Origin of the sequence: Methylobacterium sp. EM32 (assembly GCF_040593685.1) — a bacterium.
In the GTDB taxonomy this organism is placed as follows: Bacteria; Pseudomonadota; Alphaproteobacteria; order Rhizobiales; family Beijerinckiaceae; genus Methylobacterium.
Genome location: NZ_JBEXZS010000138.1, coordinates 1 through 15,241, shown reverse-complemented (window position 1 = coordinate 15,241; position 15,241 = coordinate 1). Strand labels below are relative to the sequence as shown.

Genomic DNA, 15,241 nt, shown 5'->3' with positions numbered 1-15,241 from the left:
GCGTCGGATTCTCTCGGGCGAGACGGAAACGTGAGGGGTTGGGGAGGACCGCTCGTTTTAGCGGTCGTTGATCCAGGTGCGCAGCACCTCGACGGTCTCGGTCGGATTCGACTTCACGATGTCGACGACGCGCTCGATCGTCTCGGCCTGGATCTTGCCGTTGATCTTGGCGAACTCGACGAGGCGCCGGGCCTCGTTCTCGGGCGGGGCGAGCTCGGTGGCGACCGCGCTCGCGGTCCCGCCCTCGACCGCCATCACCAGGCCGGGCTCGGCGGCGAGGATCGAGACCGGGGCGAGCAGGGGCACCTCGGAGGCGACGACCTTCTGCACCAGCGGGCGCACGACCGTCATCAGCACCACGAGGCCGAGGAGGAAGAGCACCGACATCTCGGCCACCCGCAGCACGTCCTCCTTGGTCGGCTGGAGGAGCGAGGCGAGGAGGCCCGGCTCCTGCATGTCCGGCACCGCCGGGGCGTCGGCGAAGCGCAGGTTCACCACCTCGACTTGGTCGCCCCGGGCCTTGTCGTAGCCGACCGCGGTGCGCACGAGCGCGGTGATGCGCTCCAGTTCCGGCGCCGGCCGGGGCGCGTAGGCCGGCTTTCCGTCCGGGCCGGCCGCGTAGGTGCCGTCGATCAGGACCGCGACCGAGAGGCGCTTGACCCGGCCGCCTTCGCTCACCTCCGTGCGGGTGACGCGGGAGATCTCGTAGTTCGTGGTCTCCTCGTTCTTGTTCGAGGCCTCGCGCGGGCCCTGGTTCTGCTGGCCTTGGGTTGCGCCCGGCAATTCGTTGCCGACGGTGACGCCGGACTCGTTGCTCTGCGACTGCGAGTTCTCGTTGCGGGTCTGGGTCGAGCGCACCACCCGGCTCTCGGGATCGAAGGTCTCGGAGCGGCTCTCGATCCGGTTGGCGTCGAGCTCGGCCGAGACCTGGACCCGGGCTCTGCCTTGGCCGACGATGCCGGCGACGATCTCCTCGACCTGGTTGCGCAGGCGCCGCTCCAGGCCGGTCTGGCGCTCGTCGAGGCCGATGCCCGCTTGCGCCTCCGCGCCGCGGGCGCCGTCGGCGAGCAGCCGCCCGCGCTCGTCGACGATCGAGATGCGCTCGGGCTTCAGTCCCTCGACCGCGGAGGCGACGAGGTGGCGCACCGCCCGGACCTGGCCCGGATCGAGGTCGCCGGCGAGCCGCACCACGATCGCGGCGCTCGGCGCCTCGCGGTCGCGGGAGAACAGCCGCTTCTCGGGCAGGACGAGGTGGACGCGGGCCGCCTGGACACGGCCGATGGCCCGGATCGAGCGGGCGAGCTCGCCTTCAAGCGCCCGCAGGTGGTTGACGTTCTGGACGAAACTCGTCGACGAGAACGCATCGCCCTTGTCGAAGATCTCGTAGCCGACGCCGCCGGCGCTCGGCAGGCCCTTGGCGGCGAGGTCCATGCGCAGGCGGGCGAGCTCGGCCCGGGGCGCCATGACGGTCTGGCCGGCATCGCCCTTGGTCTCGTAGCGGATGCCCTTGGCGTCGAGGTCGCGCACGACCGCGCCGGCATCCTGCACCGAGAGGTCGGTGTAGAGCACGCCCATCTCGGGCCGCGAGACCCGCAGGATGACGAAGGCGAAAAAACCGATGAGCGCGAGGGTCACCGCACCCATCGCGGCGAGCCGCGCGGGCCCCAGCTTCGCCACCAGATCGAGGACCGGCTTCACGACGTCATGCACCTGCCAACCGGGGCCACGGCGACCCCAGGGCAAAATTTGCCGAGTCGTGGTTAGGCTTTGGTTAACGGCGCGCAACGGAGTGCGCGCAGGCCCGGGACACCGGTGGCCCCGGGAGAAGCGGGGCGGGCCGGGACGCTACATGCTATCCGATGTCGAATCCGGCGCAGGACTTCTCCTCTCCCCGACAGATCCCGGGCTTGCCCGGGATCTGCAAGCGACAGGCGAAGTCGGGCAAGCCCGACTTCGCGCGGGGAGAGGGCTGCGTTCCCGTTCAGGGAACGCAGCGAGCACAGGGGAAGCCGGAGCAAGGGTGAGGGGGTGGTCCCGGATGTGGCTCCTCTGGAGACACCCCCTCACCCTCGCCCTGTGGGCTCGCCGCGTCACCTGGACGGTGACACGGCCCTCTCCCCGCCCGCGGGGAGAGGAGAAACCCGCGCCTTGTACTGTCCCGGACAGTCCCGTGGACGGGGCGCTGAAAACGCAGCGACCGTCCGCTACTGCCGATAGTGCTGGATCCGCGTCGTGCGCAGGCCGGCGAGGCCGTGCTGCTCGATCGAATACTGCCAGCTCAAAAATTCTTCGGTGGTCAGCGTGTAACGCTGACATGCCTCTTCCAGACTCAGGAGGCCGCCGCGCACCGCGGCCACCACTTCGGCCTTGCGCCGGATCACCCATCGGCGCGTGTCGGTCGGAGGAAGGTCCGCGATGGTTAGCGGACTTCCGTCTGGCCCGATGACGTACTTCGCCCTCGGGCGATGCGGTTCGGTCATGATACGCTCTACACTCGACTGACCTGTCGAGACCGAAGCTAGGCACCCGCGCTTAAGATTGGTTGAATCATTTCCCTCGCATGTGATTCGTAATCCACAGCAATCCACCGAATCAGTTGCCGCCGGTGCCACCGATCGCCTCGACGCTGCTGAGGGCCACGGTGCGGTCGCCGATGGTCAGGACCGGTTCGGCGCCGGTGACGTCGACGCTGGCGATCGCGCCGGAGATCTTGGTGTCGACGGCGACGCTCGACCCGGTGGCGTCGAGGGCCTGGATTTTCAGGGTGTACTTGCCCTCCGCGGCGAGCTGCCCGGTCGAGGCGCGCCCGTCCCAGGTGAAGCTCTGGCTGCCGGCGGGCAGGGCCTTGGTCTGGGTGGCGACGACGTTGCCCTTGGCGTCGGTGATGGTCATCACCGCCTTGGCGGCGGCTCGCGCCGGATTGAGCGTCCAGGTCGCGGCGCCGTCGGCGAGGGAGGTCGTGGCGCCGTCCGCCGTCACCGTCTTGCCGATCAGCCCCGAGGCGGTCGCCGCGGCCGACGCCTTGCTGGCGGTGATCAGGCTGCCGAGCTGGTCGTTGGTCTTGAGCTGCTGCTCGACCGAGGCGAACTGCACCAGCTGCTGGGTGAACTGGTTGGTGTCGAGGGGGTCGAGCGGGTTCTGGTTCTGCAGCTGCGTCGTCAGCAGGGTCAGGAACTGGTTGAAGTTCCCGGCGATCGTGCTGGCATCGCTCCCGGTCTTGGCTCCGGTGCTCGCGGTGGAGAGGCTGGTCAGGCTGCTGATGCCGGCGGTCATCGGGGCCTCGCGGGTTCGGGATTCATCGGAAGATCGTCAGATTCGAAGGTCGAGGCCGAGGCGTTGGCCGAGGTTGCGCAGGGGCGGCAGGCCCTGCGCCTCGGCCTCCGCCGCGACCGACGTCGCGCGCTCAGGCCCCGGCGGCTGGCCGGCCTGGTCGCGCTGTGGGTTCTGGCCGCCGCCGTCGCGTAAGGAGAAGCTCAGGCCGGCCTCGCCCGGATCGAGCCCGGCCTGGGAGAGCGCCTGCTGCAGGCTGGCGGCATCGCGCTGAAGCAGCGCCAGGGTCTCGGGCCGCTCGACCACGAGATGCGCCTTCACGGCGCCGTGCTGGCGGTCGATGTCGAGGCGGACGTCGATGCGGCCGAGCTCGTAGGGATCGAGGCGGATCTCGAAGCGGTTCGCGCCGGCGAGCGCCCGCATCCCGATCGTGAGCGGCACCGCGCTCAAGGGAGCCTGGACCGAGACCGCCGGGCGGGTCTCGGCGGCGGCCTGCGTCGCGGCGTCGGCGCCCTTCGCCTGCGGCGCGGGCGCCGAGGGATCGGGGGCGGCCAGGCCGTCGGGCGCGGGCGTCCCGCCGCCCTCCTGCGCCGGGTCCTTGGAGCCGCCCGCCTTCGAGGCCTCGGCCATGAGGGCGGCGATTCGCGGATCGGCGGACGTCGCCGCCGGCTGGATGGCGGCGGCATCGGCGCCCGGCTCGGCCGGTGTCGCACCAGGCGCGGCGGCGGTGCCGGTCGCGGGCGCCGTCGGGATCGGGGCGGCCAGCGCCGCCGAAATCAGCGTCGGGGTTCCGTCGGGGGCGTCGCCCTCCGTCTCCGGCTCGTCGGCGTCATCGGTCTCCGCGGTCTCGCCGGCCGCGGCGCGGACCGCCTCGGCCTGCGCCGCATCGGGATCCGCCGCGAGCGGCGTCGCGCCGGCCGCGGCAGCCGATTTCGCGGCGACGTCCTTCCTCATCCCGTCATCGGCCGCCGCATCCCGGGTCGCCTTGTCCTTGTTGGCCCTGTCCTTGGCGACCACGTCCTTGCGGCGCGCGGCGGTCTCGGCCGCATCATCGGCACGGTCCCGGCGGGACCGGGCGTCGGAGGCCTGATCGGCCTGTCTCCTTTCGGCCTGTCTCGCCTCGGCCTGCTTTGCTTCAGCGGACTTGGCCTCGTTCCGCGTGTCGGCGGGCTTCGTCTCGGAGCCGGGCCGCGCCCGGGCGTCCACCTCCCGCGGGGTCGTGCGGACGGTCCGTGCGGCCTCCCGGTCGCCCAAGCGGAACGGCTCATGCGCGACGGCCCTCGCCGGCCGGGCCGGCTCGCGCCCCGCAACCCGTCCCCCCTCACCCGCTCCGCTGATCTGCATCGCCGACCTCCTGGGTCCCGGCAGAGCAAGCCTCCTGCCAGTCCCGCAGGCCTCGCAAGCCATTGATTTGGCGCGATGATTTTCCGAGGGTGATCGGCCGGCCGGCGCCGGCCGGTCGAAATCTGCCGAGGCCCCGGCAAGAACTTCCCTGCAGGCCGCGCGTCGCCCTGCCCTGGCAGAATGCCGGTCGGATCGCTATAGACTCCGCGGGTGGCACCGGGATCGATCCCGGGAGCCGCGATGCGCCATCTCTCGCACGGTCATGAACTCGCTCGATCTGCACAAGGCCCCGGAGGACACCCGCGTCGTGGTGGCGATGTCCGGGGGCGTCGATTCCTCGGTCGTCGCCGCGCTCCTGAAGCGCGAGGGCTACGACGTGGTCGGGATCACGCTGCAGCTCTACGACCACGGCGCGGCCACCCACCGCCGCGGCGCCTGCTGCGCCGGCCAGGACATCCACGACGCCCGCCGCGCCGCCGAGACGATCGGCATCCCGCACTACGTGCTCGATTACGAGGACCGGTTCCGCGAGGCGGTGATCGACCGCTTCGCCGACAGCTACCTCCAGGGCGAGACGCCGATTCCTTGCGTCGAGTGCAACCGTTCGATCAAGTTCCGCGACCTGCTCACCACCGCCCAGGATCTCGGCGCCGACGTGCTCGCCACCGGCCACTACGTCGCGAGCCGGGCGCTGCCGGGCGGCGGCCGGGCGCTCCACCGCGCCCTCGATCCGGCGCGGGACCAGAGCTACTTCCTGTACGCGACCACAGCTGAGCAGCTCGACCTGCTGCGCTTCCCCCTCGGCGAGCGGCCCAAGGACGAGACCCGGGCGCTCGCCAAGGCCTTCGGCCTGTCGGTCGCCGACAAGCCCGACAGCCAGGACATCTGCTTCGTGCCGCAGGGCCGCTACCAGGACGTGATCGCGCGCCTGCGCCCCGACGCGGTGCGCCCGGGCGAGATCGTCCACCTCGATGGCCGCCGGCTCGGCCGGCACGATGGCATCATCGGCTTCACGGTCGGCCAGCGCCGCGGCCTCAACGTGGCGGCGGGCGAGCCGCTCTACGTCGTGCGCCTCGAGCCCGGCGAGGCCCGTGTCGTGGTCGGCCCGCGCGAGGCGCTGGCCACCTCGGTGATCCGGCTGGCCGACCCGAACTGGCTCGGCGACGCGCCGCTCTCGGCCGCGCGCGATATGCCGGTCGCGGTGCGGGTGCGCTCGACCCGCGAGCCCCGCCCCGCCCAGCTCACCTGGAACCCGGATACGCAATGCGCCGAGATCACGCTCGCGACCCCCGAGGACGGGGTGTCACCGGGCCAGGCCTGCGTCATCTACGCCGATGACGGGCCCCGCGCGCGGGTGCTGGGGGGCGGCACCATCCGGCGGGTCGAGGCGGAGCGCCTGGCAGCGGCCTGACACGAACCACCCGATGCGATTTTCCGAAGCTTTCTTCCGGAAATCGTATCACACCCTCGCGCGTTGCCGCCCCGCGCGACGACTTACCTCGGAGACGATACGGACATGCTGAGCGAGCCGCGAGAGGCGGGGCCCACCACCGCCTTGATGCGCAAGGCCTATGCGCGCTGGGCGCCGGTCTACGACGTGGTCTACGACAAGCTCACCGAGCCGGCGGCGCGCGACGCGGTCGAGGCGGCTCTGGTCGGGGGCAAGCGGATCCTGGAGGCCGGCGTCGGCACCGGCCTGTCCCTTGGCTACTACCCGAAGGATGCCGAGGTCTACGGCGTCGACCTGTCCGAGGACATGCTGCGGCGCGCCAACCGCAAGGTGGCGAAGCGCGGCCTGTCGCATGTCAAGGGCCTCCAGGTCATGGATGTCTGCCGCCTCGGCTACACTGACGCGAGCTTCGACGCGGTGGTGGCGCAGTTCCTCATCACCCTGGTGCCGGACCCGGAAGGCGCCCTCGACGAGTTCCTGCGGGTGGTGCGGCCCGGCGGCATGATCGTCCTCGCCAACCATTTCGGCCAGGATGCCGGCACCGTCGCCAAGGTCGAGGAGATCGTGGCGCCGCTCTGCGAGAAGATCGGCTGGAGCTCGGCCTTCAAGGCGGCGCGGATCGAGGCCTGGGCCAAACGCCGCGGCGTGACCTTCATCGGCGTGCGCCCGACCTTCCCGGGCGGATTCTTCAAGATCCTGCGCATGCAGAAGCCCGTGTGACCGCGCTGACCCGGCCGCAAGATCCCCCGCCGCGAGATTCCATGGCGCAAGAACCCGCGCCCGAACCGACGCCGGCAGCCGGCCCGGACGCCGTCGCGGCTCCGGCCTGGCGTAGCTGGCTGCGGGTGCTGCCGCTCGTCGCCCTGGTCGCCCTGTCGATCGGGCTCCTCGTCGGGGGCATCACCCGCTGGTTCAGCTTCGACCAGCTCCTCGCCTCTCGGGCCCTTGCCAAGGCCTGGGTCGCCGAGGGGTTCTGGCGCGCCTATGCGACCGCCTACCTCGCCTATGTCGGCACGGTGATCGTGTCGCTGCCGGTCTCGGTGGTGATGACGACCCTGTGCGGCTTCCTGTTCGGGCCGGTCGCCGGGGCGCTGGTATCGATCTCCGCCGCCACGACCGGCGCCGTCATCGTGTTCTCGATCGGCCGTACCGCGGCCGGCGAGGTGCTGCTGCGGCGCGCCGGCTCGCGGCTCGGCCGGCTCGCCGAAGGCTTCCGCCGCGACGCCTTCTCCTACGTGATGGTGCTGCGGCTCCTGCCGGTCTTCCCGTTCTGGATGACCAACCTCGCGCCGGCGATCTTCGGCGTGCGCCTGCGGACCTTCGCGCTCGCGACCCTCATCGGCATCAGCCCCGGCGCCTTCATCTACGCCTCGGCGGGGGCCGGGGTGGAGACCATCGTGGCGGCGCATCAGGCGGCGAAGGAGGCCTGCCTGGTGGCCGGCGGTATCGCCTGCGACGCCGCCCTGTCGCTGCGGGCCCTCGTCACGCCGCAGCTCGTCGCCACGCTCGTCGGCCTTGGCGTCCTAGCGCTGCTGCCGGTCGCCTGGCGGCGCTGGCGCGGCCGTCCCGGCTGAGCGCCGGGAGGATCATGCGCGATTCTCTCGCAGACGACTGGGTTTTCGACAATTTGGGAATAGCTTCTCCGCCGGCCCCGTGCGAGGGGTCGGGGCGGAGCAGGTATGTTAGTATCCAGCCTGAGCGCGTGCGAGAGTCGGGCGAGCGGGGACAGCGAGACCGTGCATTGGGCCGATGACGCGGCGAGCCAGGGTGGCATCCGGCGTCTCGCCGGGCGGATCGGCCTGTCCGGCCGCCTGCTGCTGCTCACGGTGGTGTTCGTCCTCATCGCCGAGGTGCTGATCTACGTGCCGAGCGTCGCGAGCTACCGGCGCTCCTGGCTCTCCGACCGGGTCGCCGCCGCCCAGGTCGCCGCCCTGGTGCTCGACGCCGCACCCCAGAGCCGCGTCTCGGACGACCTCGCCCGGCGGCTGCTGATGGGGGTGGGTGCCCAGGCCATCGCCCTCAAGGCCGGCGGCGCGCGGCGCCTCCTCAACCTCACGCCGATGCCGCCGGAGGTGGGCGAGACCGTCGACCTGCGCGAGGCCGGCTGGCTGGACAGCATCCGCGGCGCCTGGCGCACCCTGACGCGGAGCGATCCCCTGCCCATCCGGGTCGTCGGCCACGGCATGGACGGGGTCGATTTCGTCGAGCTGATCCTCGATCCGGCCCCGTTGCGCCGGGCGATGGCCGCCTTCTCGGGACGGATCCTCGTCGCCTCCCTGGCGATCTCCGGCATCACCGCCGGCCTCGTCTTCCTGGTGCTGCAGCTCTCGATCGTGCGGCCGGTGCGGCGGCTGGCCCGCAACATCGCGACCTTCGCGGAGGATCCGGAGGACCTGTCGCGGCGGATCAACCCGTCCTGGCGCAGCGACGAGATCGGCGCCGCCGAGACGGCGCTCGCCCGGATGGAGACCATCCTGTCGGACGAGCTGCGCCAGAAGCGGCGGCTGGCCGATCTCGGCCTGTCGGTGAGCAAGATCAACCACGAGCTGCGCAACCTGCTCACCACCGCGCAGCTGCTGGTCGACCGGCTCGAGCATGTCAGCGAGCCGGGAGTGCAGCGGGTCGCGCCCCGCCTCGTCGCGACGCTCGGCCGGGCGATCCGCTATTGCGAGGGCACCCTCGCCTATGGCCGCGCCGCCGAGCGCCCGCCCGAGCGCCGGATGACCCCGCTGCGGCCGATCCTGCGCGACGCCCTCGACCTCGCCGGACTGGCGCCGGGGGCCGCCGTCACCATCGAGGACCGCACGCCGGAGGGGTTGAGCGTCGATGCTGACCCCGACCAGCTGTCGCGGGTGCTGGTCAATCTGGTCCGCAACGCCGTGCAGGCGATCGGCCTCGCCGGCGCCGGCGAGGGCACGCCTCTGGTCACGATCGAGGCCGAGCGCACCGGCCCGGCCGTCACGATCCTCGTCGCCGACAATGGTCCCGGCCTGCCGGAGCGGGCCCGCACCCACCTGTTCGAGGCGTTCCAGGGCTCCGGCCGCTCCGGCGGCACGGGGCTGGGCCTCGCCATCGCGGCCGAGCTGGTGCGGCTCAACGGGGGAAGCTTGAGCCTCGACGAGACCCGGGCCGGGGCGCGCTTCCGGATCGTCCTGACCGACCGCGAGGGCTGAACGGAGCGGTTGCCAAGCCGCGTCGCCGCGCGCCATCGTGGCGTCATGTCCCTGCGCGTCCCCCTCTCCGCCGTGCGCTCCTTCGAGGCGGCGGCGCGCCTCCGCTCGTTCAAGGATGCGGCGGCGGAGTTGAACCTCACCGCGAGCGCCGTCAGCCACGCCATCCGCAAGATGGAGGCGTCGCTCGGCGTCACCCTGTTCGAGCGCCAGGGCCAGGGCGTGGTGCCGACCGCCGCCGGCGAGGCGCTGCTGGAGCATGTCAGCCGCGCCTTCGACGAGCTGCATCGCGGCCTCGACCTCGTCGCCGCGCAAGGCCCCCAGCTGCTGCGCCTGCACTGCGCACCGAGCCTCGCGGCGCAGTGGCTGACGCCGCGCCTCGCCCGATTCCTCGCCGCCCATCCGGGCTTCGAGGTGCGGCTCGCCGCCGGCATGGACTATGCCCGCTTCGTCGGCGACGAGTTCGACGCCGACCTCGTCTACGGTCCACCCCGGGGCGAGGGGTTGGTGGCGGTGCCGCTCTGTACCGAGACGGTGACCCCGCTCTGCGATCCCGCGCGCGCCGCCCGCATCCGCCGCCCGGAAGATCTCCTCGATCAGGTGCTGATCCAGAGCGACAACAAGCAGGTGCGCTGGCCGCTCTGGTTCGCCCGCAACGGCCTGCCGTCACCGCGCCCCCTCGGCGTACGGTTCGACCGCAGCTTCCTCGCCATCGCGGCCGCCGCCGACGGGCTCGGGGTGGCGCTCGAATCGACGTTGCTGGCGGAGCGCGAGATCGCCAGCGGCCGCCTCGTCGCGCCGCTCCGCGGGCTGGCGCAGGACGTGACGTATGTCGGCCACTACCTCGTCTACCCGGCGACAACGCGGCGGCGGGCCCCCTTGCGGGTCTTCGCCCGCTGGCTGGCGCAGGAGATGGGCCTGGTGCTGCCGGAGGATCTGGCGTGAGGGGTTGTCCGGTAGGTCTGCCCCGTACTGACATTCTCCACGTCATCCCGGGGCCGCGCAGCGGAACCCGGGATCCATAATCGCTGACGGTTCAGGATGAGGCGGAACGCTCGTCGCCGGGTTCTGCATCGTCAGCGGCTATGGATCCCGCGGGTTCTCGCTTGCAGCGAGCCCCGGGATGACGTCGAGAGGTATCGATGGGCGTGCCGGTTCGACCAACGCGAAGCGTGTTCGACTGAGCCGGATCAGGGTACCGCGACTTCGATTGAGATAACGTATCGCACATGACGCAAGGTCGACGATGCGTTCTTATTACTTAAAGAGCGAGGCCGGCTCAAACCGTATCTAATTTGATTCAGATGATAAAATGGAGCGGGCGAAGGGATTCGAACCCTCGACCCCAACCTTGGCAAGGTTGTGCTCTACCCCTGAGCTACACCCGCTCACATTGTCAGGCCGTCCGAACTTGGAGCGGGCGAAGGGATTCGAACCCTCGACCCCAACCTTGGCAAGGTTGTGCTCTACCCCTGAGCTACACCCGCCCAAACCCGTTCGGCCTCGTTGAAAAACTGGAGCGGGCGAAGGGATTCGAACCCTCGACCCCAACCTTGGCAAGGTTGTGCTCTACCCCTGAGCTACACCCGCTCGCTGTTTTCCGTCGGCGTCACCGTGGCGGCGCCGATGAGCGGCATAAACACCATTCCGCCGGGGAGCGCAAGAGGTTGCGGCGTCGGTTGCGGAGCCGGCTTCCGGGCCCCCCTACCAGGTCGCGGCGGGCGCCGTTCCGTCGCGGATCTCGGCCAGCCGCGCGCGGGTCGCCGGGGTGGTCTCCGGCGGCAGGGCATCGAGGGGGAAGAAGGCGGCAGCCGCGATCTCGCGGTCGGGCGCCTTCGGCACCGGCACCGTGAAGGTGCGGGCGACGTAGAGCGCAACGTGGTCGCGCCTCGAGGCGCGGTCGTTGAAGTAGAAGCCGTGCAGGGACGGCGCGGCGCTCGGGTCGAGGACGATTCCCGTCTCCTCGCGGAACTCGCGGGCCATGGCCGCGAGCGCCGTCTCGCCCGGCTCGACCCCGCCACCCGGCAGGTGCCAGCCGTCCATGTAGGTGTGGCGCACGAGGCAGACCCGGTTCTCCGGATCGATCGCCGCCCCGCGCACCCCCAGGGTCATCCCGCGGGTGAAGCGCCAGACGAGGTGGGCGCCCCGCATCAGCAGGGCCTGTCGGCGCGTCATCCGGCGATCTCCCTTACTCAGAGCCTGCTTGGCTGGCAGAATTTATCCCACCCGCACCCTCATCCTGAGGTGTCAGGCGATTGAAGATCGTCTGACACCTCAGGATGAGGTCGCGGGTAGGGTGGAAGATTTCTCGCAGTGCTGTCCTCGCCAACCAAACAGGCTCAGACGACGGTCAGGCGGATCTCGCCGACGCCCTCGATCGTCCCGACCATGGTCTGGCCGCGGGTCACCGCGCCGACGCCCTCCGGCGTGCCGGCGAAGATCACGTCGCCGGGCTCCAGCACGAAGTAGGTCGACAGGTAGGCGATCTGCTCGGCCACCGACCAGATCATGTCGGAGAGGTCGCCTTTCTGGCGCATTGTCCCATCGACCGACAGGGTGATCGCGCCCTTGTCCGGATGGCCAATCACGGAAGCGGGCTTGAGCGTGCCGACGGGGCCCGACAGGTCGGCGGCCTTGCCGAGCTCCCATGGCCGGCGCAGGGCCTTGGCCTCGTCCTGGACGTCGCGGCGGGTCATGTCGAGGCCGACCGCGTAGCCGTAGACGTGGTCGAGGGCTTCCGTCACCGGGATGTCGCTTCCGCCCTTGGCGAGCGCCACCACCAGCTCGACCTCGTGGTGGTAGTTCGCGGTCTTCGGCGGGTAGGGATGCTCCACGGTCTGCCCGTCCGGCACCACCTGGAGGGCGTCGGCGGGTTTCATGAAGAAGAACGGCGGCTCGCGGGTCGGGTCGGCGCCCATCTCCCGAGCATGGGCGGCGAAGTTGCGCCCGACACAGTAGACCCGGCGCACCGGAAACAGGTCGTCGGTGCCATGGATCGGGAGCGCGGTGCGCGGCGGGTTCGGGATCACGGAGAGCATGGGGCTGCTGTCTCGGGCGAAGTTTCGCGAAGGGCCGCGCATCTTGGAAAAGGGGCCGGCCGACCGCTATCTAGAGGGCGGTGCCGCGGTGCGCCATCCCGTCCCGCCGCAACCCTCCTGCCTCATGATGCGCGCCCCGTGACTCACAGCCTGCTCGCCACCCTCGCGGCCCGCCTCGGGCCCGCGCACGTCCTCACCGAGGCGACCGACCTCGCCCCCCACCTCGCCGAGACCCGCGGCCTCTACCGGGGCGAGGCGCTCGCGGTCGTGCGCCCGCGCGACACGCAGGAGGTCGCCTTCGTGGTGGGGACTTGCGCCGCCGCGCGGGTGCCGGTGGTGGCCCATGGCGGCAATACCGGGCTCGTCGGCGGCGGCGTGCCGTTCGGCGGCGTGGTGATCTCGCTCGCCCGCCTCGACCGGGTGCGAGCGGTCGATCCGCTTGATTCCACCATCACGGTCGAGGCCGGCTGCGTGCTCGCCAACGTCCAGGCGGCGGCCGACGCCGCCGGGATGCTGTTCCCGCTCTCGCTCGCCTCCGAGGGCTCGTGCCGGATCGGCGGCAACCTCGCCACCAATGCCGGCGGCACCGCGGTGCTCGCCTACGGCAATGCCCGCGAGCTGACCCTCGGCCTCGAGGTGGTGCTGGCGGACGGGCAGGTCTGGAACGGCCTGCGGGCCCTGCGCAAGGACAATTCCGGCTACGACCTGAAGAACCTCTTCGTCGGTTCGGAGGGCACCCTCGGCATCATCACCGCCGCCGTGCTGCGGCTGCATCCGAAGCCTGTCTCGAAGGCCACCGCCTTCCTCGGCCTCGCCTCGGCGCGCGCGGCGCTCGACGCCTTCGGGCGCCTGCGCGACCGGCTCGGCCCCCGGCTCACCGCCTTCGAGTACGTGCCGCGCTTCCCCCTGGAGGTGGTGCTGCGCCACCTCCCCGGGGCGGTGCGGCCGCTCGCCGGCGACCACGCTGCTTACGCCCTCGTCGAGATCTCCTCGCCGGCGCCCGACGCGCCCGAGGAGCTGGAGGCGCAAGCGGCTGACCTGATCGAGGCCGGGCTCGCCGAGGACGCGGTGCTGGCCCAGAGCGCCGCGCAAGGCGCGGCCCTGTGGCGCCTGCGCGAGAGCCTGTCGGAGATGCAAGGCTACGAGGGCGGCTCGATCAAGCACGACGTCTCGGTGCCGGTCTCCCGGGTGGCGGAGTTCCTGGAACGCGCCACCGCGGCCTGCGAGGCAGAGATGCCGGGCGTGCGGGTCTGTCCCTTCGGGCATTTCGGCGACGGCAACATCCACTTCAACCTGACCCAGCCGGTGGGCGCCGAGAAGGCCGCCTTCCTGGCCGAGTGGCCGCGCTTCAACCGCATCGTCCACGACATCGTCCACGCCATGGACGGCTCGATCGCCGCCGAGCACGGCGTCGGGCTGATCAAGCGCGACGAACTGACCCGCTACAAGGACCCGGTCGCCCTCGACCTGATGCGCCGCCTCAAGGGCGCCCTCGACCCGCTCGGCATCCTGAATCCCGGCAAGGTCCTGGCCGGGGACGGCGCGCCTGAGTCGTTCCCGGGCAAAGCGTCGGCGGCATGATCGCGCTGTTTCGCCAGGCCGCCCCGGCACCGGTCGGCCTCAGCGCGGCCGCCCTGCTCGGTGCCTTCGAGAGCCTCGGCGACAATTGCGAGTTCGGCATCGCCCAGCGCTATGCCGGCGCTGACCCCCTCGGGCTGTTCCGCCTCTCCTCGGCGCCGATCGCCGACCTCGTCCACGCGGTCGAGACGCGGTTTGCCCATTACGGCGGGGCGGAGGACATCGAGGTCCGGGTCGGCGCCGGCGGCTACTTGTTCTGCCACAGCCGTCGCTACGGTTTCGCCTATCACACCGGCGACACCGCGCCCCGCGTGAAGCCCGCCGACATCCTGGCGCGCGAGATCCGTCGGGTCGACTACCTGAAGGAGCGGCTGCTCGCCGACCTCGCGGCGGGGGAAAAAATCCTGGTCCGCAAGGGACCGCCCGGGGAGAGCGAGGGCGCGGTGCGCCGCCTGTTCGGCGCCCTGCGGGCGATCGGCCCGGTGACCCTGCTGCGGGTCTGCGCGGCGGAGGAGGCGCCGCCCGGCCGGGTGGTCTGGCGCGGCGAGGGCCTGATGCAGGGCGCGCTGCCCCACTTCGCCCCCTATGCCGCGGCGACCGACGCCGACCTGCCGGGCTGGCTCGCGGTCTGCGGCCGGGCCTACGCCCTGCGCCACAGCCTGGTCGAGCCCCCTGCCCTGGCGCCCGGCGGTCCGCTGCTTTTCGAAGTTGCCGACACCACCCGCCCCGCGCTGGCGGCCGCCGCGCCCGAGCCGGGCGCGCTCGCCGCCTCGTACCCGGTCGCGGGCCTGCGGCCGAACCGCCTCCACGTCGTCGCGGCGGAGATCCGGCTGCCCGAGGACTTTTGCGGGACGCGGGCCGCCCTCGCCTTCGTCGACGCCGCGCCCCATGCCCGCCGGGAGGCCGACCTCACCCGCCGCGGCACCTGGCAGACGATCTACGGCGCCACTCGGATGCGCAAGCGCCAGAGCGAGGCGACGGTGGGCCTGATGCTGACGGGGCCGGCCGACACCGCGGTGGAGGTACGGGGATGGCGGGTGACGGAGGGGTGCCTGCCAGGGGTGGGGTGAGGAGGTGGACGAGGCTCCTCGGCTTTGGCGCTCGGAGCCATTTGATTGGCCCCTGAATAACTTCCACCCTCCGCGTCATTCCGGGGCCGCGCAGCGGAGCCCGGAATCCAGAGCCGCAGATGGTTGAGAAAGTAGCGGGAAGCGTTCCGCCTTATTCTTGTGCACCTGCGGTTCTGGATTCCGGGCTCCGCTGCGCGGCCCCGGAATGACGCGGAGCATATGCAAACGGTGGGGACAGTCAGAGCAAGTGTCGGAGATGCCCGAGTAGCCGCTTCGTCACCGCACCTCCTGCAGTTCCACCCGCCTCTCCCCCGCCACCCC

Annotated in this window: 13 protein-coding genes and 3 tRNA genes; 7 read left to right on the top strand and 9 right to left on the bottom strand. The window is 71.4% G+C overall.

Translation table 11 applies throughout. The annotated features are described in order from the left end of the window. Positions 1-57: 57 nt before the first annotated feature. From fliF to ABZT49_RS18100, 4 genes are all read right to left on the bottom strand, one after another. Positions 58-1,698 (bottom strand): flagellar basal-body MS-ring/collar protein FliF, encoded by a 1,641-nt coding sequence (fliF, locus tag ABZT49_RS18115; RefSeq protein ID WP_355287729.1) that lies wholly within the window; start codon positions 1,696-1,698, stop codon positions 58-60. Positions 1,699-2,204: 506 nt separating this feature from the next. Next, positions 2,205-2,480, bottom strand: coding sequence for a DUF1153 domain-containing protein (locus ABZT49_RS18110; protein WP_048436039.1), 276 nt, complete (start codon positions 2,478-2,480; stop codon positions 2,205-2,207). 112 nt (positions 2,481-2,592) lie between these two features. Then, the gene (locus ABZT49_RS18105; RefSeq protein WP_355287726.1) at positions 2,593-3,273 is read right to left on the bottom strand and encodes a flagellar hook capping FlgD N-terminal domain-containing protein; all 681 of its coding nucleotides are present in this window, start codon (positions 3,271-3,273) and stop codon (positions 2,593-2,595) included. A gap of 36 nt (positions 3,274-3,309) precedes the next feature. Further along, positions 3,310-4,614, bottom strand: a complete 1,305-nt coding sequence (locus tag ABZT49_RS18100) for a flagellar hook-length control protein FliK (protein ID WP_355287724.1) — start codon at positions 4,612-4,614, stop codon at positions 3,310-3,312. A gap of 262 nt (positions 4,615-4,876) precedes the next feature. Here ABZT49_RS18100 and mnmA point away from each other — a divergent pair, with 262 nt between their 5' ends. The 5 genes from mnmA (at position 4,877) to ABZT49_RS18075 (ending at position 10,179) form a co-directional block, all read left to right on the top strand. Continuing rightward, positions 4,877-6,025 (top strand): tRNA 2-thiouridine(34) synthase MnmA, encoded by a 1,149-nt coding sequence (mnmA, locus tag ABZT49_RS18095; RefSeq protein ID WP_355287722.1) that lies wholly within the window; start codon positions 4,877-4,879, stop codon positions 6,023-6,025. A gap of 105 nt (positions 6,026-6,130) precedes the next feature. Continuing rightward, positions 6,131-6,784, top strand: coding sequence for a class I SAM-dependent methyltransferase (locus ABZT49_RS18090; protein WP_355287720.1), 654 nt, complete (start codon positions 6,131-6,133; stop codon positions 6,782-6,784). A gap of 41 nt (positions 6,785-6,825) precedes the next feature. Further along, positions 6,826-7,638, top strand: coding sequence for a TVP38/TMEM64 family protein (locus tag ABZT49_RS18085; RefSeq protein ID WP_355287718.1), 813 nt, complete (start codon positions 6,826-6,828; stop codon positions 7,636-7,638). A gap of 105 nt (positions 7,639-7,743) precedes the next feature. After that, positions 7,744-9,237, top strand: coding sequence for an ATP-binding protein (locus tag ABZT49_RS18080; RefSeq protein WP_407943525.1), 1,494 nt, complete (start codon positions 7,744-7,746; stop codon positions 9,235-9,237). A 45-nt stretch (positions 9,238-9,282) separates the two neighbouring features. Beyond that, the gene (locus ABZT49_RS18075) at positions 9,283-10,179 is read left to right on the top strand and encodes a LysR substrate-binding domain-containing protein (RefSeq protein ID WP_355287714.1); all 897 of its coding nucleotides are present in this window, start codon (positions 9,283-9,285) and stop codon (positions 10,177-10,179) included. Between the two features lie 368 nt (positions 10,180-10,547). On the opposite strand, the gene ABZT49_RS18070 is transcribed toward ABZT49_RS18075, so the two are convergent. The 5 genes from ABZT49_RS18070 to ABZT49_RS18050 form a co-directional block, all read right to left on the bottom strand. Further along, positions 10,548-10,622 (bottom strand) — tRNA-Gly (locus tag ABZT49_RS18070). Between the two features lie 24 nt (positions 10,623-10,646). After that, positions 10,647-10,721, bottom strand: a tRNA-Gly gene (locus ABZT49_RS18065). A 28-nt stretch (positions 10,722-10,749) separates the two neighbouring features. After that, positions 10,750-10,824 (bottom strand) — tRNA-Gly (locus ABZT49_RS18060). Positions 10,825-10,938: 114 nt separating this feature from the next. Next, a complete protein-coding gene (locus ABZT49_RS18055) occupies positions 10,939-11,409 on the bottom strand; it encodes an NUDIX domain-containing protein (protein WP_355287713.1) in 471 nt (156 codons plus the stop codon). Between the two features lie 164 nt (positions 11,410-11,573). Beyond that, a complete protein-coding gene (locus tag ABZT49_RS18050; protein WP_355287711.1) occupies positions 11,574-12,272 on the bottom strand; it encodes a fumarylacetoacetate hydrolase family protein in 699 nt (232 codons plus the stop codon). Between the two features lie 117 nt (positions 12,273-12,389). Between ABZT49_RS18050 and ABZT49_RS18045 the strand changes: the two genes are divergently transcribed. Further along, on the top strand, positions 12,390-13,853 hold the full coding sequence (locus tag ABZT49_RS18045) for an FAD-binding oxidoreductase (protein WP_407943526.1): 1,464 nt from the start codon (positions 12,390-12,392) through the stop codon (positions 13,851-13,853). After that, entirely contained in the window at positions 13,850-14,920 is a 1,071-nt protein-coding gene (locus tag ABZT49_RS18040; RefSeq protein ID WP_355287707.1) for a hypothetical protein, read from the top strand. Before ABZT49_RS18045 ends, ABZT49_RS18040 begins: the two co-directional genes overlap by 4 nt. Positions 14,921-15,241: the final 321 nt, after the last annotated feature.

Coding starts and splice junctions, on each gene's coding strand:
- ABZT49_RS18050 (WP_355287711.1), bottom strand. CDS start 12,272: ATGCTCTCCGTGATCCCGAACCCGCCGCGCACCGCGCTCCCGATCCAT.
- ABZT49_RS18105 (WP_355287726.1), bottom strand. CDS start 3,273: ATGACCGCCGGCATCAGCAGCCTGACCAGCCTCTCCACCGCGAGCACC.
- ABZT49_RS18090 (WP_355287720.1), top strand. CDS start 6,131: ATGCTGAGCGAGCCGCGAGAGGCGGGGCCCACCACCGCCTTGATGCGC.
- ABZT49_RS18055 (WP_355287713.1), bottom strand. CDS start 11,409: ATGACGCGCCGACAGGCCCTGCTGATGCGGGGCGCCCACCTCGTCTGG.
- ABZT49_RS18075 (WP_355287714.1), top strand. CDS start 9,283: ATGTCCCTGCGCGTCCCCCTCTCCGCCGTGCGCTCCTTCGAGGCGGCG.
- mnmA (WP_355287722.1), top strand. CDS start 4,877: ATGAACTCGCTCGATCTGCACAAGGCCCCGGAGGACACCCGCGTCGTG.
- ABZT49_RS18100 (WP_355287724.1), bottom strand. CDS start 4,614: ATGCAGATCAGCGGAGCGGGTGAGGGGGGACGGGTTGCGGGGCGCGAG.
- ABZT49_RS18080 (WP_407943525.1), top strand. CDS start 7,744: ATGTTAGTATCCAGCCTGAGCGCGTGCGAGAGTCGGGCGAGCGGGGAC.
- ABZT49_RS18040 (WP_355287707.1), top strand. CDS start 13,850: ATGATCGCGCTGTTTCGCCAGGCCGCCCCGGCACCGGTCGGCCTCAGC.
- ABZT49_RS18085 (WP_355287718.1), top strand. CDS start 6,826: ATGGCGCAAGAACCCGCGCCCGAACCGACGCCGGCAGCCGGCCCGGAC.
- ABZT49_RS18110 (WP_048436039.1), bottom strand. CDS start 2,480: ATGACCGAACCGCATCGCCCGAGGGCGAAGTACGTCATCGGGCCAGAC.